Source organism: Rhodococcus sp. 05-340-2, from assembly GCF_002258915.1.
GTDB lineage: Bacteria > Actinomycetota > Actinomycetes > Mycobacteriales > Mycobacteriaceae > Rhodococcoides.
This window is the reverse complement of sequence record NZ_NOYU01000006.1, coordinates 68534-86685: the sequence shown is the minus strand read 5'-3', so window position 1 is coordinate 86685 and position 18152 is coordinate 68534. Positions and strand designations below refer to the sequence as shown.

The following is an 18152-nucleotide window of genomic DNA, read 5'->3' as shown; positions in this document are numbered from 1 at the left end:
CGGGATGTCGGAGATCGTGCTGCCAGTGCTGCTGCCGGTCGAGAGCAGGCTGGAAATGAAGGAAGAGATGTCCATGAAATTTCTCCGTACGCCGAGGGGGGGATACCACGACGCGGGGATTGAGCCCCGCGACCGAGAGTATGTATATCGGATTCAAACGACCCATGTGAAGGTTTTTGCCGAACCGAACCTTTCGCGACCCCGCTGCGGGCATCTGTCGAGGGTCGACGCGCCACAATTCGGGCAATCGACCGACTCGGTGCGCGGCGCGTCGGGTAAGAAGCTCTCATGCCTTTCGCCGACGAACTCATCGGCCCGGATGCAGCCCGCACACTGATGCGGACCATCCGGACCGCAGCACCGAGCGCAGATCTGTCCGTACTCGAAGGGTCGATCGATCGGTTGGGTCCGCTCGCGCTTCGAGCCCGCGCCGATCTGTTGCGCGATGCCCTTCTCATTGGATTGCCCGGCGACTACCCGGAGTTCGCTCGCACCATCCGCCGGGCTGCCGAGGACCCGGACTTCCAAGGATGGTCGATCTGGCCGGTCACGAGTGCCGTGGCCATGAAGGCCGTGGACGAGCAGACATCCGCCGCGTTCGACGACGGGATGTCGCTTCTGGCCGAACTCACCGATCGACTCAGCTCGGAGTTCGCCATCCGCACGTTCCTGCGAGCCGATGCGGATCGGGCTCTCGCGACAGCGCTCGAATGGACGCAGTCATCGGACGCGCACGTGCGTCGTCTGGCATCGGAAGGCACCCGCCCGTACCTTCCGTGGTCGGTCCGTGTCCCCGACATTCTCGCGCGCCCGGGCGTCACGGTGCCGATCCTGGACGAGCTCTACCGGGACGACAGTGATTACGTTCGGCGTTCGGTGGCCAACCACCTGAACGACTTCAGCCGAGACGTACCGGATTTGGTCGTCCGGTCCGCGGCGCGGTGGCTCGACGGCCCGGATGCGAACACCGACCAGCTTGTGCGACATGCGCTTCGGACCGTGATCAAGAACGGAAACATCGACGCACTCGCGTTGCTCGGGTTCGCTCCGGCCGACCTGGAGGTGGACGGCCCCACCCTCGACGTCGCGGAGCTGCGGATCGGCGACAGCGTCCACTTCGAGGCCTCGATCCGCAACGTCGGCACCGAACCGGCCAAGGTCGCGATCGACTACATCGTCCACCACACCAAGGCGAATGGCCGGATGACAGGGAAGACGTTCAAGCTGACGACAAGAACGATCGCTCCCGGTGAGAGCATCGACGTCGTGCGGCAGCATTCCTTTCGGACGTTGACCACACGCAAGTACTACCCGGGCCCACATTCGATCGAGCTCCAGATCAACGGTGCGAGTTACGGTTCGGCGGAGTTCGTGCTCGTCGGCTAGCCGCGGCTTTGTACTGCCCGAATGCGGCACAACGGGCACATCCGTACGGTCGAAGAGGTGCGCGAGAAGTGGCGGTGGCTGGCAGTGGTGCTCGGCATCGCCGTGCTCGTCGCCACCCCCTCGGTGATCGCACGCCTGCCCGTCGGCGCGTCGGACATCGGCGCGGCCGAACTGCTTGCCCGAGTCCAGTCCTCCACCGCGACGCCGTACTCGGGCTACGCCCAGGCGGTCGGCGGTGTCACTCTGCCGGTGACCGACGGACTCGGCGGCCTTCCGGATCTGTTGGGCGACACCACGACCCTGCGCGCTTGGTATCGCGGCCCGGACAGCTGGCGCGTCGACACCGTGCGCCTCGCCGGTGAGCGTGGTCTCTACCGGAGCCCGGCTCGGCTGTGGAGTTGGGACTACGAACAGAATACGGCCGTCGTGACACCGGTCCCCGAGCCGAGCCTGCGCCTTCCTCGCCAAGCCGACCTGTTGCCCCCGGAGCTCGGGCAGCGGTTGCTCAGCGAAGCGAGCGCCGATGAGGTCACCCGGCTTCCGGCTCGCAGGATCGCCGGCCGGGACGCCCCCGGCCTGCGGCTGATCCCCAGCGAGCCGCAAAGCACCGTCACCGAGGTCGACGTGTGGGTGGACCCAAACAGCGGGTTGCCGCTGCAGGTCGACGTGCTGGGCGACGGGGCCACTCGCCCTATCGTCAGCACCGCATTCCTCGACTTCTCCTCCGCGACCCCCGACGCCGACACCATCCGTTTCGTCCCACCGCCGGGAACCGATGTGCAGCAACAGGACGGGCTCGACATCGCCTCGTTCGCCGACGGGATCGACTCCGCCCGGCTTCCGTCGACTCTGTCCGGACTCGACCTGAGAGACCGTGGCGGCCAGGGTGCGGTGGGAATCTACGGCCGCGGAGTGACGGAGTTGATCGCCGCTCCCCTGCCACGCCGCGCCGCGCGCGGGCTCGTAGACCAGCTGCGGGCAGCCCCGGGCGCAGTCCTCACCGGCGGCAGCGTCGCGCTGTCGATCGGTCCGCTCAACGTCCTGATCACCGAGCCCACCGCCGATCGGCGTCGCTACCTGCTCTCCGGCACCGTCACCGCGGAGACCCTGGCGACCGCCGCCCTGCAGCTCGAAGGAGCAGCCACATGATCCGCACGACCGGCCTGACCAAGAGCTACGGATCGGTGCGGGCAGTCGACGGCGTCGACCTCGACGTGCGCGCCGGCGACATCTACGGCTTCGTCGGTGCCAACGGCTCCGGCAAGACGACGACCGTGCGCATGCTGCTCGGGCTGGTCCTGGCCACCTCCGGGCAGATGCAGGTGCTCGACGAGGAGATGCCGCGGCGACGCAGGAGCGTGCTGCCGCGGGTGGGAGCGTTGATCGAGAACCCCGCCGCCTACCCCAATCTCTCCGGACGCCGGAACCTCACGCTGCTCGACGCGGCCGGGCCGGGTGGTTCCCGGCGTACCAGGACCGCCCGCGTCGGCGAGGCCCTCGAGCAGGTGGGCCTCGCCGGGGTGGGACGCAGACCGGTCAAGCAGTACTCGCTCGGCATGCGGCAGCGCCTCGGCTTGGCCGCGGCGCTCATGCGCACGCCCGAGCTGCTGATTCTCGACGAGCCGACCAACGGTCTCGACCCACAGGGAATCCTGGAGATTCGAGAGTTGCTCCTGGGCCTGCATGCAAAGGGCACCACGGTGTTCCTCTCCAGCCACCTGCTGGCCGAGGTGGAGCAGCTGTGCGACCGAGTGGGAGTGCTGGATCGGGGTCGCCTCGTTCTGCAGGATCAGCTCTCGGCGTTCCAGCAGCCCACCGGCCGAGTGCTCGTGACCACCCCGGACCCGGCCGAGGCCGTCACCGTGCTCTCCGGAGTCCGGAACGCCACCGTGCTCCACCGTGAAGGGCAGCAGCTCGTGATCGAACACCCCGACTCGGCCCTGCTCAATCGACTGCTCGTCGAAGGAGGGGTGCGGGTGAGCGAGCTGACGACGCAACAGATGAGTCTGGAGCAGTCCGTGCTGGCCGTCACCGGCGACAGTGCCGACCGCGTTCCGGCGCGCTCCATGACGGCCGGGGTGACCGCATGATCGGCGTCGAGCTGCGCGCGATGCTGAGCCGTCCCCGCACGTGGGTCGTCATTCTCCTGCTCAATCTGCTGCCGACCATCGTCGCGGGACTGCTGGCCCTGACCGATGTCGGTCCGCGGCCCGGCGAAGGCCCCGCCTTCCTGTCTGCGGTGATCAACAACGGTCAGCTCTTTCCGCTCGCCGCTCTCGCCATCGTGCTTCCGCTGTTCCTGCCTGTCGCGGTATCGGTCATCGCAGGCGATTCCGTCGCCGGGGAGGCCCAGGCCGGCACCCTGCGCTACCTGTTGGCCCGCCCGGTGGGACGGACGAAGCTGCTGGTGGCGAAGCTGATCTCGGTGGCTGCCTTCGTGCTGCTGGCGGTGGTCATCGTGGCCGCCGTTGCGTACTTCGTCGGGACGACGCTGTTCGACACCACGTCGTTGGCCGGCGTCGCCAGTGTGTCCGGCACGGTGCTGACCGATCAACAGGTCGCCGCGCGCACCGTCATCGCCGTGCTCTACGTGACGCTGTCGATGCTCGGAGTCGCAGCCATGGGGTTGTTCCTCTCGACCCTGACCGACTCACCGCTCGCCGCGACGCTGGGCGCATTGGCGTTCCTCATCGCCAGCTCGCTGCTGCTGACGCTGGACGCCGCCGACGCCATCGCGCCGTACCTGCCGACGCGGTACTGGTTGGCTTTCGTCGACCTCTTCCGCGACCCGGTACCGACGCGGGACCTGGTCCGCGGCGTCGGGTTGCAAGGCGTCTACGTCGTCGTGCTTCTGGGTGCCGCGTGGGCGAACTTCACGACGAAGGACATCACGAGCTGAGACGGCTGCAATCAGCTGCGCCAAGCCGGGTGGTGGAGTTGCCGTCCAACTGGGCGGAGACCATCGCGGCGACAAGTGGGTCACGGGGCAGATTTCCGTGGTCGACGGTGGAGTCCGCACACACGCTCTGGACGGGGATGTCTATCGCCCCGTCGAGTTGGGCCGAGTTCGGCGGGGTCACCACCTGATCCAGTTCGGTCCAGATCGACACCCACTGCGGACCCTCCGGCGTCTCGTCGCCGGAGTTCAAGGCGGTGAGCACGGAGCTGTCCGGGGCGAGCTGTTGGCAGGCGGCCGCGCACTGGTCGGGCACGAACTGGGCTGCCACAGCAGCCACCTGGGTGCCGTGGTGCGGGGAGCCGAGGGTCACGATGCGTCGGGCCTGCTCGGCGCCGCCCAGGTCGGTGGCCCAGATTCGGGCTACCACCCCGCCTGCGGAATAGCCGACGACGTCGACCGAGGTCGCTCCCGTCCGAGTCAGGGCCGCGTCGACGGCGTCGCGCAGGGTCTGCGCCTGGACGGTCAGATCGCCGACGCCGCCGTCGGGCAGAACCACGACCGTCGCGTCGCGGCCGTCATCCCGTAGTTCGGCCGCGAGCACCTCCAGCGCGTCCGTGGAACCGCCGAACCCGGGGACCAGTAACACCGGGCCGGGCACGGACTGGTCGACGCTCGCAACGGGGTCACTCGTGGAGCGCGATGCGACGAAGGCCGCCACGACCGCGACGACCCCGACCAGGACGAGAGCGAGTACGAAAAACGCGAGACGACGGCGAGCGGGGGCGAGGGAGGCGAACACTCCATCCAGTGTGCCCGTCGCGTCGGCCGAATCGACGGGCTACTGGGCCCGGGTACGAAAAAGCCCCTCACGGATTGCTATCGGTGAGGGGCTTCTAAGTCTGAGCCGCCTAAGAGAATCGAACTCTTGACCTTTTCATTACGAGTGAAATGCTCTACCGACTGAGCTAAGGCGGCGTGCCTTTCGGCGTTGGTGAGTCTAACGGAGCATCACGCCGAAACGAAAATCGCCTCCCCCGGCGATCAGCCTGCGAGCCCGAGTCCCTCTGCCGGCCCGCTCAGGATCGACTTGACGTGCCTGGTCAGGTCGTCGGCCAGCACTTCGGTCTCGCCGGCCTCGACGGCGTCGAGCACCTGGCGCACCACATCGCGTGGGTCGTTCTTCGGCACGTTCAGCTCGGCGATCATGTCGGTGTCGGTGTATCCCAGATGCACCCCGACGACGAGGGTTCCCTGCGGTGCGAGCTCGAGCCGCAGCGAGTTGGTGACCGACCAGATTGCCGCCTTGGACGCCCCGTACGCGCCTGCGCCGCCGAGCCAGGACAGCACCGAGTGGATGTCCACGAGCACGCCGCCTCCGTTGGCCTTCAGGATCGGCGCGAATTCTTGAGCGATTCGCAGCGCACCGAACACGTTGGTCTCGAACACCGCGCGGATGTCGTCGATCGAGGTCGTCAGCAGAGGTGTCGTCCCGGGAGCGCCTGCGTTGTTGAAGACGATCGATACGTCGGACGCGATATCACCAAGCGCTGCAATGGAATCGGCGTCGGTGACATCGAGGGCAACCGGCACCACCCGAGGATCGGAGTCCTCGCGCGGGCTCCTCGCCGTCGCGTAGACCTTCGCGGCCCCACGTTCGAGCAACGCGTCGACCGTCGCTTTGCCCAGACCGCGCTGACCGCCGGTCACCAACACTGTTGCTCCTTGAATCGACACCATGGCCGTCACCTTTCGAGACAGAGGTCAAATGCTTTTGATTCTGTCATTTCTAGTTGACCAGTGCGACATAGTCAAATATGGTTCACATATGTCACTGTCCCCGACGGAGCGCTTCCGCCTCGCGCCGGCACCCGACGGCTTGCAGGTGGTGCAGAATCTGCTCAACACGCGAGCCATCGACGCGTACGACCTGCCCGACCTCATCGCAGACGGCAAGTCAGCGTCCTCCACCTGGGGGACGGCGCTTTCGAACGAGGACGCAGCCGCGCTACGGATGTTGCGAGCCGATGTGGAAGCGGCCATTGCAGGCACCATGGCTGCACGGCCGGCTGTTCCAGTCGAGCTCGTTCCGGGCACCGACGGCACCGTCCGACTCTCGCCCACCGGCACCGGTGCCGACTACATCGCGTCGCAGATCTGGTCCGAAGTGCTTCTCGCGCAACAGGCGGACACGTGGCGTCGACTCAAGCGATGCAAGAACGAGGCCTGCGGATCCGCCTTCTACGACCGTTCCCGCAACAACAGTGGCGTCTGGCACGACGTGAAGACCTGCGGCAACGTTGCCAATCTTCGGGCTTCGCGGGCGCGGAAGAAAGCGCAGGACTAACGCAGCACGTCGCCCAGCGTCCCGACCAACGCATAGATGGCGAACTTCGGTTTTGCGTTGACCGCCAACGACTCTCGGCATTCGAGGATCGCCTCGATACTCTTCAGCAACGCCTCGGGCGAGACGGCTCTTGCCATGCGCTCGGCCTGCTCGGCCATGTCGGGGTGAGTGGCGGTCGCGGTCGATCCGTACGAGCGCGCGAGCGCATCTCGATACAGTCCGACCAGATCCATCAGCGCGCGATCGAGTGAATCACGACCGGTCCTGGTGGCACGCGACTTCTGCCGCTTCTCGAGATCCTTGAGCACCCCGGCCGAGCCGCGCAGCGCACCCGCCGCACCCTTGCCGGTACCGCCCGCACCCAGAGCCGTCCGCAATTCCTCGGTCTCGGCCTCGTCGCGGGAGGCACTCATCTCCTTGGCTTCGTCCTCGGCGGCCTTCACCAACTCCTCGGCCGCGAGGTACGCCTGGTTGGGCCGAGCTGCAGCCGACGCCAGAGCCAGTGCACGTTTGCGACGCGCTCGCGCATCCTCGTCGGTGGCGAGACGACGTGCTCTGCCCACGTGGCCGCCGCTGATCGACGCGGCCCACTCCGCAGTCTCGGCGTCGAGCTTGTCACGCGTCTGCAGCACCTGCGCGATCGCCGGCACCGTGGGCGTGACCAGCGAGACGTGCCTGCACCGCGAACGCAGCGTCACCGAGATGTCCTGCGGATCGACCGACGGCGCACACAGCAGGAACACCGTCTTGGCAGGGGGCTCCTCGACGACCTTCAGCAACACGTTTCCGGCACCTTCGGTGAGCCGGTCGGCGTCCTCGACCACCACCACCTGCCACAACCCCGTGCTGGGTCGACGCGAGGCGATGGAGACGATGTCGCGCATCTCCTTGGTGCTGATGCTCAATCCCTCGGGCACGACGCGTCGCACATCTCCGTGGGTACCGGCCATGGTCGTCGAGCACGCCTGACAGTGCCCGCACCCCGGAACGCCCTCGGTGGTGCACTGCAATGCCGCGGCGAAGCACAGGGCGGCGATGGAACGTCCGGATCCGGGCGGGCCGGTGAACAGCCAGGAATGCGTCATCGCCGACGAGTCGACGCCGGTGCGAGCAGCCACCGCCGCGGCCGTCAGATCGGCCTCGACATCTTCCTGACCGACCAATCGATCGAACACACCCGCCATGCACGCAACCCTAACGGTTGGGACCGACTACCCCGGCGCGGGCAGGTACGGCTCGCGCGTCCGAGAATCGCCGAACTCGAAGTTATGGACGCATTCGGCCGAAATCCCGTCCATAACTTCGAGCTCGCGGGGCTATTCGCTCTCGGTCTTCTTCGCCGGTGCCTTCTTCGCAGCAGCCTTCGTCGTCGTCTTGGTGGCCGTCTTCTTGGCGGCGGCCTTCTTCGCCGGAGCCTTCTTCGCTGCGGCCTTCTTGGCCGGAGCCTTCTTGGCAGCCGCCTTCTTGGCCGGTGCCTTCTTCTTCACCGGTCCGCGAGCACGCCTGTCCGCCAACAACTCCGACGCACGATCGTCGGTGATGGACTCGACATCGTCGTCCTTGCGCAGGCTGGCGTTGGTCTCGCCGTCGGTGACGTACGGCCCGAAGCGACCGTCCTTGATCACCATCGGCTTCTCACTGATCGGGTCGACGCCCATCTCACGCAACGGCGGCTTGGCTTCACCCTGACGACCCCGACGCTTGGGCTCGGCGTAGATCTTCAGCGCCTCTTCCAGCGTGACGGTGAACATCTGATCCTCGTCGGCGAGCGAGCGAGAGTCGGTGCCCTTCTTCAGGTACGGGCCGTAGCGACCGTTCTGCGCGAGGATCTCTTCCTTGGACTCCGGATCGACTCCGACGACGCGGGGCAGCGAGAGCAGCTTGAGCGCATCCTCGAGCGTGATGGTCGCCAGATCCATGGACTTGAGCAGAGAACCGGTACGCGGCTTGGGGCCGGTCGCCTTCTTGGCAGCCGCCTTCTTGGCCGGAGCTTTCTTGGCCGCCGCCTTCTTCACCGCGGTCTTGACGCCTCCGCCACCGTCACCGTCGTTGCCGGACGGGATCGGCACGATGTCGGGCTGAGGCGGCGTCGGCTCGGGTTCCGGCTCGGGCAGGATCTCGGTCACGTAGGGCCCGAAACGGCCTTCCTTGGCGACGATGTCGTGACCGGTCAGCGGATCCACACCGAGCTTGCGCCCCTCTTGCGGTGTGGCGAACAGCTTTTCGGCGAAGTCGATCGTCAACTCGTCCGGCGGAAGATCGTCGGGCAGGTTGGCGCGCTGGCTGATCGGATCGCCGTCGGGATCGTCGTCGTTCTTCACCATGCGCTCGAGATACGGACCGTAACGGCCTACGCGCACATGGATTTCGCGACCCTCGGAGTCGTCGAACAGCCGAATGGAGTTGATGGTGCGGGCATCGATCTCTTCGAGATTCTGGCCGACCATCTTCTTCAGGCCACCCGAGCGAGCCACCGAACCCTCGGCACCGGTCTCGCCGCCGAAGTAGAAGCTCTGCAGCCAATTGCCGCGTCGCTCACGGCCTCCCGCGATGGCGTCGAGGTCGTCTTCCATGCCTGCGGTGAAGTCGAAGTCCACCAAACGCCCGAAGTGCGCCTCCAGCAACGCAACCACCGAGAACGCCACCCACGACGGCACCAGCGCACTGCCGCGCTTGTAGACGTAACCGCGGTCGAGAATGGTCTTGATGATCGACGAGTACGTCGACGGTCGACCGATGCCCAATTCCTCGAGCGTCTTGATGAGCGATGCCTCGGTGAATCGTGCGGGCGGGTTGGTGGTGTGACCGTCGGGATCGAGCTGGGTTGCAGTGACGGCCTGGCCCTGAACCAGTGCGGGCAAACGGGATTCGGCGTCGTCGGACTGTCCGCCGGCCTGATCGTCGACGCTCTCCACGTAGGCCTTGAGGAAGCCGGCGAACGTGATGGTGCGACCCGAGGCGGAGAACGTGCACTCCTCGCCGGTTCCGGCGGTTCCGGTGATGCGCAGTGTCAGCGTGGTTCCGCGAACGTCGGCCATCTGCGACGCGACCGTGCGCTGCCAGATCAGCTCGTAGAGGCGGAACTCGTCGGTCTGCAGGGCCGAGTGCAACTGACCGGGCGTCTGGAAGACGTCACCGGACGGGCGGATGGCCTCGTGGGCCTCCTGCGCGTTCTTGACCTTGCGGGTGTACTGACGCGGCGTCGGGTGGACGTACTCCGGTCCGTAGAGCTCGGTCGCCTGGGTGCGCGCCGCCGAGATCGCCGACGCGGACAGCGTCGTCGAGTCGGTACGCATGTAGGTGATGTAGCCGTTCTCGTACAGTCGCTGCGCAACACGCATGGTGCGCTCGGAGCTGAAGCGCAACTTGCGGGCGGCTTCCTGCTGCAGCGTCGACGTCATGAACGGTGGGTACGGCTTGCGGGTGTAGGGCTTGTCCTCGGCGGACGCGACCGTCAGGTCTACGCCTTCGAGAGCCTCGGCGAGGCGTCGGGCACGCGGTTCGTCGAGGACGGTCACCGCATCGGACTTGAGCTTGCCGTCGGCCCCGAAGTCGCGACCGGCGGCGACGCGATTGCCGTCGACATTGACCAGACGGGCACCGAAACTGCGTGGCGTGGCGTCGGCTCCGGCGTCGAGCGTGGCGGAGATGTCCCAGTACTCGGCACTGCGGAAGGCCATCCGCTCGCGCTCGCGCTGGACGACGATGCGGGTGGCGACGGACTGCACTCGGCCTGCCGAGAGCTTCGGCATGACCTTCTTCCACAGCACCGGGCTGACCTCGTAGCCGTAGAGACGGTCGAGGATACGACGGGTCTCCTGGGCATCGACGAGGTCTTGGTCCAGGTCGCGGGTATCGGCCGCAGCGGCGAGGATGGCCGGCTTGGTGATCTCGTGGAAGACCATGCGTCGAACAGGGATCTTGGGGTTCAGGGTCTCGAGGAGATGCCAGGCGATGGCCTCACCCTCGCGGTCGGGGTCAGTGGCGAGATAGAGCTCGTCGGCGTCCTTGAGCAGGCTTTTCAGCTCTGCGACCTTGCCCTTCTTCTCGGGCGAGACGACGTACAGGGCCTCGAAGTCGTGGTCGACGTCCACGCCGAGACGCGCCCAGGGCTCGCCCTTGTACTTGGCGGGAACGTCCGCGGCACCGCGGGGAAGGTCGCGAATGTGGCCGACGGAGGCCTCGACGACGTAGTTGCTCCCGAGGTACGGGGCGATCTTCTTTGCCTTGGTCGGAGACTCGACGATGACCAGACGACGTGGCTCGGCGGAGCTGTCCCCCGTGCCGTTGTTACGTGCTGCCACCTTGCTGCCGAACCTTCCCTAGTGCGTTTTCACAGGCAGATTTGCCTGTCCCACTACTAACAGACTGACATACGTCGGCCAAATACTCGCAGATCAATCACAGATCGGCCTACTCGGCGTGGGGCCAATTGGTACGTGCGTCCACGTTCTGTGGAGCCTCGCCGACGTTCTCGGTGAGCCGCAGCAGCCGGCGTCGACCGGTGATTCGGAGGCCCGGATTGGACCCACGAGTGCCGATGAGCGTCGGCGCGATGCCCGCGCGCATCAGCGACTGAGCGAGGACTGCGTGAGTCTCCGGCGCATGCGGATCGAGACCCAGCACGTACCGCTCCCCCTCCGCCTCGGGCCGACCCGACGCGAGCACCCAGGCGCGCAGTTCGCGGGAACCGGGCACCCAACCGGGCGGGACGGCCTTGACAGCGCCCTTGGTCCACAGAGACGCCAACGCGGACAGTTCGGGCACCGACGCAGTACGCACCAGTGGCCTGTCCTCTTCCGATCGACCGAGCTCCGGCGTCAGACCGCATTGCTCGATGAGTTCGGCGATGGCATCCGCGCGCCATCGATCGTCGACGACGACGGAAATTCGGGCCGCGCCCGCGGAGGTGACGACATGGCCGGTGGCAGCCAGCAGCCCACTGAGATCGGTCACCGCGGGCGGCAACGACTCGGCGGAGAAGAAGGACAGCTGGTTCACAGCATGGACATTAGGACATCGACGCCCGCGCTCACGGCTTTCGGCGCTCCCCGGTGGTTCGCGGAAACGAAACATCCCCCTTTTCCATCGGCCTTGTACGACCGTTGGAAAAGGGGGATGACGGTTCTCGACTCCGAAAAGAAGAGAATCAGACTGCGCGAACGCCCGTTGCCTGAGGACCCTTGGTGCCCTGGCCGACCTCGAACTCGACGCGCTGGTTCTCCTCGAGGGTGCGGAAGCCGCTGCCCTGAATCTCGGAGTAATGGACGAAGACGTCAGCCGAGCCGTCTTCTGGTGCGATGAATCCAAAGCCCTTTTCGGCGTTGAACCACTTCACAGTTCCCTGAGCCATGCTTTTCCTTCTCTTTCTAACACCGGATTCGATGGAGCGCACTTTCGGTCCATCGGGCCGGTTCCGACCGCTGCACTTTCCTGAATCCCCCTCAGGATTCCCCCTGACGGACGAGCTCTTCCAGTACCGCGCCCGCAACGATAGATCCTGCGAGCGTAGAACGAACACAGAAGCTGCGACCGGGTCAAGTGAACCATGAGATCCGCGTTCGCAACAGTCGAAAGTCGACCGTTTTCGAACATTTTGTCCGTGTTGTCGAAACGGACAACCTCCGACAGGTGAATAGCCGCTTCCACCAGGGCACGAAGGAGCCCAGCAGGGTCCGCGCTAGCATGAGGATCCCAGGTCGCGAAGAGCCCGACGGCACTTGTAGATCGAACGAATGCATGGAGACCGGCAGTGAGCGAGAACCATCCGCACGGCGGTGCGGATGTCGGGAGCTACGGGCAGCGGTTGCTGGATCGAGTGTTGGCGGGATCGCCCGCGAGCGAGAGCCCGTTGACCCACGTCGCCGAACTGCCGGCACGGGCCTCGCAGTTCGCCTCCTGGCCGTCGTGGGTGGGCCCGGAAGTGGTGCAGGTGATCACCTCTCGTGGGATCGCACAACCGTGGACGCATCAGGCACGTGCGGCAACACTCGCCGCCGGGGGCAATCATGTTGTGCTTTCGACCAGCACCGCGTCGGGCAAATCGCTGGCGTATCAACTCCCCATTCTCACGACACTGTCCGCCGATGCCCGGGCAACCGCGCTGTACCTGGCTCCCACCAAGGCCCTCGGTGCCGATCAGCTGCGCACCACGATCTCGATCACCGACGAGTTGCGTTCGGCATCAGACGAACTCGCCGAGGTGTTCCCCAGCGCGTACGACGGCGATACGCCGATCGAGATTCGCCAGTGGGCCCGTGCCAACGCGCGATGGATCTTCACCAATCCCGACATGCTGCATCTCGGCATCCTCGGCTCGCACGAGCGGTGGTCGCGCTTCCTCCGCAACCTCCGCTACGTGGTGGTCGACGAATGCCACTACTACCGTGGCGTTTTCGGATCCAATGTCGCGTTGGTACTACGCCGGTTGCGACGCCTGTGCGCACGGTACGGAGCATCGCCGGTATTCGTTCTCGCCAGTGCGACGACCTCCGAACCGGGGCGGGCCGCAAGTCGCCTCATCGGAGCGCCGTGCGCGGAAGTCACCGAAGACGGATCCCCACACGGAGCCCGCACCGTCGCCCTGTGGGAACCGCCGCTGCTCAAAGAGATCACCGGCGAAAACGGAGCTCCGGTAAGGAAATCCGCCGGCGCAGAAGCGTCGCGCATCATGGCCGACCTACTGGTGGAGGGCGCGCGCACTCTGGCATTCGTGCGGTCCAGACGCGGAGCCGAGGTGACCGCGCTGGGTACCCAGAGAATTCTCGCCGACGTCGATCCGCAATTGGTACGACGCGTCGCCGCCTATCGCGCAGGGTATTTGGCCGAGGATCGGCGCAAACTCGAATCCGATCTGTCCGACGGCACCCTGTTGGGCGTCGCCACGACCAATGCGCTCGAATTGGGCGTCGACATCGCCGGTTTGGACGCGGTGATCGTCGCCGGCTTCCCCGGTACCGTCGCATCGTTCTGGCAGCAGGGCGGCCGGGCCGGACGACGCGGGGAGGGCTCCCTGCTGGTGCTCGTGGCGCGCGACGACCCGCTCGACACCTATCTGGTGCATCACCCGGCGGCACTGTTGGACAAGCCCGTCGAGGCCACCGTCACCGACCCCACGAACCCGTACATCCTGGCTCCGCAGTTACTGTGCGCGGCAGTCGAACTGCCGATCACCCTCGTCGAGGCCGAGGAACTGAACGCGGAATCGGTGCTGGAGGAGCTCGAGCTGAAAGGATACGTGCGCAAGCGTCCGCACGGGTGGTTCATCACGCCCGAGGGCCAGCAGCTCTCGCCGCACGGTGCGGTGAACATTCGCGGCGGCACCGGGGTGCAGGTGGCCATCGTCGACGGCGAGTCCGGCCGCATGCTGGGCACCGTCGACGGCGGCCGCGCTCCCGCCACCGCCCACCCGGGGGCCGTCCACATCCACCAGGGTGAGTCGTTCGTGGTCGACGAACTCGATCTCGATGCCGGTCTCGCACTGGTCCACGCGGAGCAGCCCGAGTGGAGCACCTCCGCGCGCGAGATCACCGACATCTCGATCACCGCGGTACACGAATCCGTCGACTACGGCGAGGTACGCGTAGCGCTGGTGCAGGTGAACGTCACTCATCAGGTTGTCGGATATCTCCGACGCCTCCTCTCGGGCGAGGTTCTCGATTCCATCGAACTCGACATGCCCGCACAGACTCTCGACACCCGAGCCGTCATGTACACAATCACCCCGGAGTTGCTCGAGCACAGCGGAGTTCCGTACGAACGATTCCCCGGATCGCTGCACGCCGCAGAACACGCCGCCATCGGACTGCTGCCCCTGGTGGCGACGTGCGATCGCTGGGACGTCGGCGGAGTGTCGACGGCACTGCACCCCGATACGGGCCTACCCACCGTCTTCGTCTACGACGGATACGACGGCGGAGCAGGCTTCGCAGACCGCGGTCACGTGGCCATCGCCGATTGGCTCGCGGCTACGAAAGACGCCATCGTCTCCTGCGAATGCCAAACAGGTTGCCCGTCCTGCGTGCAATCACCCAAATGCGGAAACGGCAACGATCCCTTGGACAAGGACGGTGCTGTTCGAGTGTTGACCGCTGTCTTGGCGGCCATCACTCGCGAACCATGAGCCAGGGTTCACCGCACAACCGCGCGTTCACGTTTGACGATGACCACAGCAGCGACAGCTGTCGCGATGACGACGAGCAGAAGCGCAGGCAGGCTCAGATCGTGTAGTACGCCCTCGCCGAAGTCTCCGTCGAGGAACACCGAGAAGTCCCACAGTCCGTGGAAGAACATCGCGACGACGATCAGCCCGAACCCACGCCGGAACAGGTAGAGAACGAAGCCACTGAACGTCGCCAGCACAACCTGGAAGATGCCGGACGGTCCCTGTCCCATGAAGATGTTCGGAATGTGGAACAGACCGAACGCGACCGCTGTCCACACCGCACACCAGGCCTCCGGCCGGTCGCCGCTTCGCATGCTGCGCAGGAAGATTCCCCGAAACAGCACCTCCTCGGCGAATCCGACGAGCACCGCCGTCAGAGCCACGGCCACGATCAGGTCTGCGCCGATCACCGCCCAGTCGACAGCGATCAGCCGCGGGACGATGGCAAGACCGAACAGAATCGGCGGCACCCAGAGAACGATCGACATGGGTAGCCGCACCGAGTCCCGCCATATCGAGTCCCATCGCGCCCAGTAGAGAAACGCCACGAGAAGAATGGATCCCACCAACAGTGGAATGACCGCGGTTCGGTACACATTGTCGGTAGTGGCGAACCAATCGCCGTAATCGATCCCCGAAGCGAACTGCATGCCCGCAACAACGACGATGTAGGCGATCACGACGGCGATTCCGACGAGTGGAGTCGGCGCGATGCGGTGACCACGGGCCCCCTGCGTCGACTTCGCATGCACAGCGTTCATGGCGCTCTCACACCTTTCGAGAAAGTGTCGGGTCAGGCGGCCACGAAGACGCGGACGTCTCTTCTGTCCACGATGACGCCGGCCTGGCCGCTGCCACTAGTTACTTTGGTCCTCATTTCGGGTTTCGTGTTTTCGGGTGTCGTCGGTGGACCCTGCTCGTCGCTGCCGACACCTCGGGTGGTGTGGTGGGAAGAGGATCAGCCCACAGAATCGAGAACGTGACATGCCCATCACCCGGCAGATGCCCAAAGCTACCGACCTGCGCGAGGTCCTCTCGTTCAAGAAACCGGATCTGAATCTGCGTCGACGACGCCTGAACGCTGCACTCACCATCGACGATCTCCGCACCATCGCCCGTCGACGCACCCCGCGCGCGGCATTCGACTACACCGACGGTGCCGCCGACGCCGAGATCTCGCTCTCGCAGGCTCGTCAGGCCTTCCGTGACGTCGAATTCCACCCTTCGATCCTGCGGGACGTCTCCCACGTCGACACCTCGACTTCGGTCTTCGGCGGGCCGTCCGCGCTCCCGTTCGGCATCGCCCCGACGGGATTCACTCGACTGATGCAGACCGAGGGCGAATACGCCGGTTCTGCCGCAGCCGGAGCTGCCGGAATCCCGTTCTGCCTCTCGACCCTGGGCACCACGTCGATCGAGGACGTCAAGGCCACCAACCCGAATGGGCGAAACTGGTTCCAGCTCTATGTCATGCGCAACCGCGACATCTCGTTCGGGCTGGTCGAACGCGCCGCGAAGGCAGGCTTCGACACCCTCCTGTTCACGGTCGACACACCGGTCGCCGGAGCTCGCCTGCGCGACAAGCGCAACGGGTTCTCCATCCCGCCGCAGTTGACCGCGTCGACGATCGCCAACGCCATTCCGCGGCCGTGGTGGTGGTGGGACTTCCTCACCACGGCCAAGCTCGAGTTCGCATCGCTGTCTTCGACCGGCGGCACGGTCGGAGAACTGCTCAACTCGGCGATGGATCCGTCGATCTCATTCGAGGATCTCGACGTCATCCGGGAAATCTGGCCCGGCAAGCTGGTTGTCAAAGGTGTTCAATCGGTAGCCGATTCGGTCCGTCTCGCCGAACTGGGAGTCGACGGGATCATCCTGTCGAACCACGGAGGCCGACAACTCGATCGCGCTCCCGTCCCCTTCCATCTGCTGCCTCAGGTCGTCCGCGAAGTCGGCTCCGACTTCGAAGTAGCCGTCGACACCGGCATCATGCACGGTGCCGATATCGTCGCCTCCATCGCGATGGGAGCATCGTTCACCCTCGTCGGCCGGGCGTACCTGTACGGCCTGATGGCAGGAGGGCGCCAGGGCGTCGATCGCATGATCGAGATCCTGCGTGAGGAAATCGTGCGCACCATGCAACTGCTGCAGGTCAATTCGATTGCGGAACTGACCCCGGAGCACGTCACTCAACTCACTCGGTTCGCCCCGCTGCAGTCCGGCGCCCGCACAGTCACGCCACACTGACCGCTGCAGCCGGACTGTCGACGCCGGGTTTCGACACAAACGCGCGCGCATTCGCTGAACGCTCGCGAAATCGCTGGCCAGACGAGGCGATTCCGCTCGCACCTGGCAAACGCGCGCGCGTTTGCGGATTGGGGCGGACGGGCGGGCCGGGGTGGGCAAGCGGGGCGACCCTCACCCCGGCCCCGCCCGCGCCGAGGCGATGGCGTCGGACATTCCGAAGCGACCCAGGAACACCGGCTGCCCCACCGTCACGATCACGTCCCACTCCTCGATCGTGCACTCCCGCAAATCGGTCGACATCCTGCTCGCTACTGATCGCGCCGTCTCGCACGCATCGGCCACCCCACGATCGAGGGCCCCGGCACCGGCCAACGCAGCGAGATCGGCCGCCGACTGCGCCTGATGACGAGCACTCACCGCCGAGCCGACATGAATCACCAGCACGACGACCGCGATCAATGCCGACATCGCCAGCGCCGCCAACACCGTGGCGCCACCCTCGTCGTCGCGCAGGCCCGTTCTCATTCCGCTGCAACCGGTTCCGCAGCAGCAACCGCCTCCGCAGACAACGTCAATCCCGGCAGCGGGCTCGCCACCTCCACCCGCGCGACGAAGAACTCCCCATCCTCGGTCACCGTGACCAGAGCCCCCTCCGGCGCAACCCTCTCCCCCACAGACACAGCCCGGTCCGCATCCCCTCTGGCCGCCAACCGAGCTGCCTCCCTGGCCGCATCGACGCAGCCGATGTGCATCGTCACCGACACGATCGCCCCGATACACACCACGATCACCGCAACGATGGACGCGATGGCGAACGCCGCCTCCACCGTCACAGCCCCGTCGTCACCGCCCAGGCTCAGACGGCAGTGTTCAACGCTCGATCGATGATCCCCGTCAAGGCCGACACAATGCTGTCGCCGGTCACCACCGTGTACAGCACCGCCCCGAACGCCGCGGCCGCGATGGTGCCGATCGCGTACTCCGCGGTCGACATGCCCTCGTCCTCCACGCCGAACAGAACGATTCGGGTCTTCAACTCCTGCAGTGCGTTCTCGATCATCTCGATTCCCCTCCCTGTTCTCCGATGCGGCATCTCCGCACCGGACACTCGA

17 protein-coding genes, 1 tRNA gene and 1 pseudogene are annotated in these 18152 nt (G+C 65.9%); 7 read left to right on the top strand and 12 right to left on the bottom strand.

Translation table 11 applies throughout. From position 1 onward, the window contains the following. Positions 1-288: 288 nt before the first annotated feature. The 4 genes from CH271_RS01830 to CH271_RS01815 are packed head-to-tail and all read left to right on the top strand — an operon-like array spanning position 289 to position 4285. The gene (locus CH271_RS01830; RefSeq protein WP_094632358.1) at positions 289-1386 is read left to right on the top strand and encodes a DNA alkylation repair protein; all 1098 of its coding nucleotides are present in this window, start codon (positions 289-291) and stop codon (positions 1384-1386) included. A gap of 21 nt (positions 1387-1407) precedes the next feature. Beyond that, positions 1408-2535, top strand: coding sequence for a LolA family protein (locus CH271_RS01825; RefSeq protein WP_094632356.1), 1128 nt, complete (start codon positions 1408-1410; stop codon positions 2533-2535). Continuing rightward, a complete protein-coding gene (locus CH271_RS01820) occupies positions 2532-3476 on the top strand; it encodes an ABC transporter ATP-binding protein (RefSeq protein WP_094632354.1) in 945 nt (314 codons plus the stop codon). Before CH271_RS01825 ends, CH271_RS01820 begins: the two co-directional genes overlap by 4 nt. After that, complete coding sequence (locus CH271_RS01815) at positions 3473-4285, top strand: ABC transporter permease (protein WP_094632352.1); 813 nt, start codon at positions 3473-3475, stop codon at positions 4283-4285. Before CH271_RS01820 ends, CH271_RS01815 begins: the two co-directional genes overlap by 4 nt. Here the strand turns inward: CH271_RS01815 and CH271_RS01810 are convergent. From CH271_RS01810 to CH271_RS01800, 3 genes are all read right to left on the bottom strand, one after another. Continuing rightward, positions 4275-5084: a lipase family alpha/beta hydrolase gene (locus CH271_RS01810; protein ID WP_094632350.1), complete on the bottom strand. Its 810-nt coding sequence runs from the start codon at positions 5082-5084 to the stop codon at positions 4275-4277. The genes CH271_RS01815 and CH271_RS01810 overlap by 11 nt on opposite strands. A 103-nt stretch (positions 5085-5187) precedes the next feature. Continuing rightward, positions 5188-5260 (bottom strand) — tRNA-Thr (locus tag CH271_RS01805). A 66-nt stretch (positions 5261-5326) separates the two neighbouring features. Beyond that, entirely contained in the window at positions 5327-6022 is a 696-nt protein-coding gene (locus tag CH271_RS01800; protein ID WP_094632348.1) for an SDR family oxidoreductase, read from the bottom strand. Between the two features lie 88 nt (positions 6023-6110). On the opposite strand from CH271_RS01800, the gene CH271_RS01795 reads away from it, so the two are divergent. After that, the gene (locus tag CH271_RS01795) at positions 6111-6629 is read left to right on the top strand and encodes a CGNR zinc finger domain-containing protein (protein WP_094632346.1); all 519 of its coding nucleotides are present in this window, start codon (positions 6111-6113) and stop codon (positions 6627-6629) included. Here CH271_RS01795 and CH271_RS01790 read toward each other — a convergent pair. From CH271_RS01790 to CH271_RS01775, 5 genes and pseudogenes are all read right to left on the bottom strand, one after another. Next, positions 6626-7762 (bottom strand): DNA polymerase III subunit delta', encoded by a 1137-nt coding sequence (locus CH271_RS01790; RefSeq protein ID WP_371828421.1) that lies wholly within the window; start codon positions 7760-7762, stop codon positions 6626-6628. The two genes, CH271_RS01795 and CH271_RS01790, sit on opposite strands and share 4 nt — an antisense overlap. After that, positions 7759-7797 (bottom strand): annotated as a pseudogene (locus CH271_RS29535) (hypothetical protein). The gene CH271_RS01790 and the pseudogene CH271_RS29535 overlap by 4 nt, the downstream one beginning before the upstream one ends. A 148-nt stretch (positions 7798-7945) precedes the next feature. Further along, entirely contained in the window at positions 7946-10933 is a 2988-nt protein-coding gene (gene topA / locus CH271_RS01785; RefSeq protein WP_094632344.1) for a type I DNA topoisomerase, read from the bottom strand. Between the two features lie 109 nt (positions 10934-11042). After that, positions 11043-11630, bottom strand: coding sequence for a hypothetical protein (locus CH271_RS01780; RefSeq protein WP_094632342.1), 588 nt, complete (start codon positions 11628-11630; stop codon positions 11043-11045). A gap of 148 nt (positions 11631-11778) precedes the next feature. Then, on the bottom strand, positions 11779-11982 hold the full coding sequence (locus CH271_RS01775; RefSeq protein WP_005248460.1) for a cold-shock protein: 204 nt from the start codon (positions 11980-11982) through the stop codon (positions 11779-11781). Positions 11983-12381: 399 nt separating this feature from the next. Between CH271_RS01775 and CH271_RS01770 the strand changes: the two genes are divergently transcribed. Then, positions 12382-14751, top strand: a complete 2370-nt coding sequence (locus tag CH271_RS01770) for a DEAD/DEAH box helicase (RefSeq protein ID WP_094632340.1) — start codon at positions 12382-12384, stop codon at positions 14749-14751. Positions 14752-14759: 8 nt separating this feature from the next. On the opposite strand, the gene CH271_RS01765 is transcribed toward CH271_RS01770, so the two are convergent. Further along, entirely contained in the window at positions 14760-15554 is a 795-nt protein-coding gene (locus CH271_RS01765; RefSeq protein ID WP_094632338.1) for a CPBP family intramembrane glutamic endopeptidase, read from the bottom strand. A gap of 223 nt (positions 15555-15777) precedes the next feature. On the opposite strand from CH271_RS01765, the gene CH271_RS01760 reads away from it, so the two are divergent. Next, a complete protein-coding gene (locus CH271_RS01760; RefSeq protein WP_094632336.1) occupies positions 15778-17040 on the top strand; it encodes an alpha-hydroxy acid oxidase in 1263 nt (420 codons plus the stop codon). 171 nt (positions 17041-17211) lie between these two features. Here CH271_RS01760 and CH271_RS01755 read toward each other — a convergent pair whose 3' ends face one another. Genes CH271_RS01755 through CH271_RS01745 form a run of 3 tightly spaced genes read right to left on the bottom strand, consistent with a single transcriptional unit; the run spans position 17212 to position 18100 of the window. Then, positions 17212-17565 (bottom strand): Rv3654c family TadE-like protein, encoded by a 354-nt coding sequence (locus CH271_RS01755; protein WP_094632334.1) that lies wholly within the window; start codon positions 17563-17565, stop codon positions 17212-17214. Further along, entirely contained in the window at positions 17562-17873 is a 312-nt protein-coding gene (locus CH271_RS01750) for a TadE family type IV pilus minor pilin (protein WP_094632332.1), read from the bottom strand. Before CH271_RS01750 ends, CH271_RS01755 begins: the two co-directional genes overlap by 4 nt. A gap of 23 nt (positions 17874-17896) precedes the next feature. Beyond that, positions 17897-18100: a DUF4244 domain-containing protein gene (locus CH271_RS01745; RefSeq protein WP_037187877.1), complete on the bottom strand. Its 204-nt coding sequence runs from the start codon at positions 18098-18100 to the stop codon at positions 17897-17899. Positions 18101-18152: the final 52 nt, after the last annotated feature.

Coding starts and splice junctions, on each gene's coding strand:
- CH271_RS01830 (WP_094632358.1), top strand. CDS start 289: ATGCCTTTCGCCGACGAACTCATCGGCCCGGATGCAGCCCGCACACTG.
- CH271_RS01825 (WP_094632356.1), top strand. CDS start 1,408: ATGCGGCACAACGGGCACATCCGTACGGTCGAAGAGGTGCGCGAGAAG.
- CH271_RS01820 (WP_094632354.1), top strand. CDS start 2,532: ATGATCCGCACGACCGGCCTGACCAAGAGCTACGGATCGGTGCGGGCA.
- CH271_RS01815 (WP_094632352.1), top strand. CDS start 3,473: ATGATCGGCGTCGAGCTGCGCGCGATGCTGAGCCGTCCCCGCACGTGG.
- CH271_RS01800 (WP_094632348.1), bottom strand. CDS start 6,022: ATGGTGTCGATTCAAGGAGCAACAGTGTTGGTGACCGGCGGTCAGCGC.
- CH271_RS01795 (WP_094632346.1), top strand. CDS start 6,111: ATGTCACTGTCCCCGACGGAGCGCTTCCGCCTCGCGCCGGCACCCGAC.
- CH271_RS01775 (WP_005248460.1), bottom strand. CDS start 11,982: ATGGCTCAGGGAACTGTGAAGTGGTTCAACGCCGAAAAGGGCTTTGGA.
- CH271_RS01765 (WP_094632338.1), bottom strand. CDS start 15,554: ATGAACGCTGTGCATGCGAAGTCGACGCAGGGGGCCCGTGGTCACCGC.
- CH271_RS01760 (WP_094632336.1), top strand. CDS start 15,778: ATGCCCATCACCCGGCAGATGCCCAAAGCTACCGACCTGCGCGAGGTC.
- CH271_RS01755 (WP_094632334.1), bottom strand. CDS start 17,565: ATGAGAACGGGCCTGCGCGACGACGAGGGTGGCGCCACGGTGTTGGCG.
- CH271_RS01745 (WP_037187877.1), bottom strand. CDS start 18,100: ATGATCGAGAACGCACTGCAGGAGTTGAAGACCCGAATCGTTCTGTTC.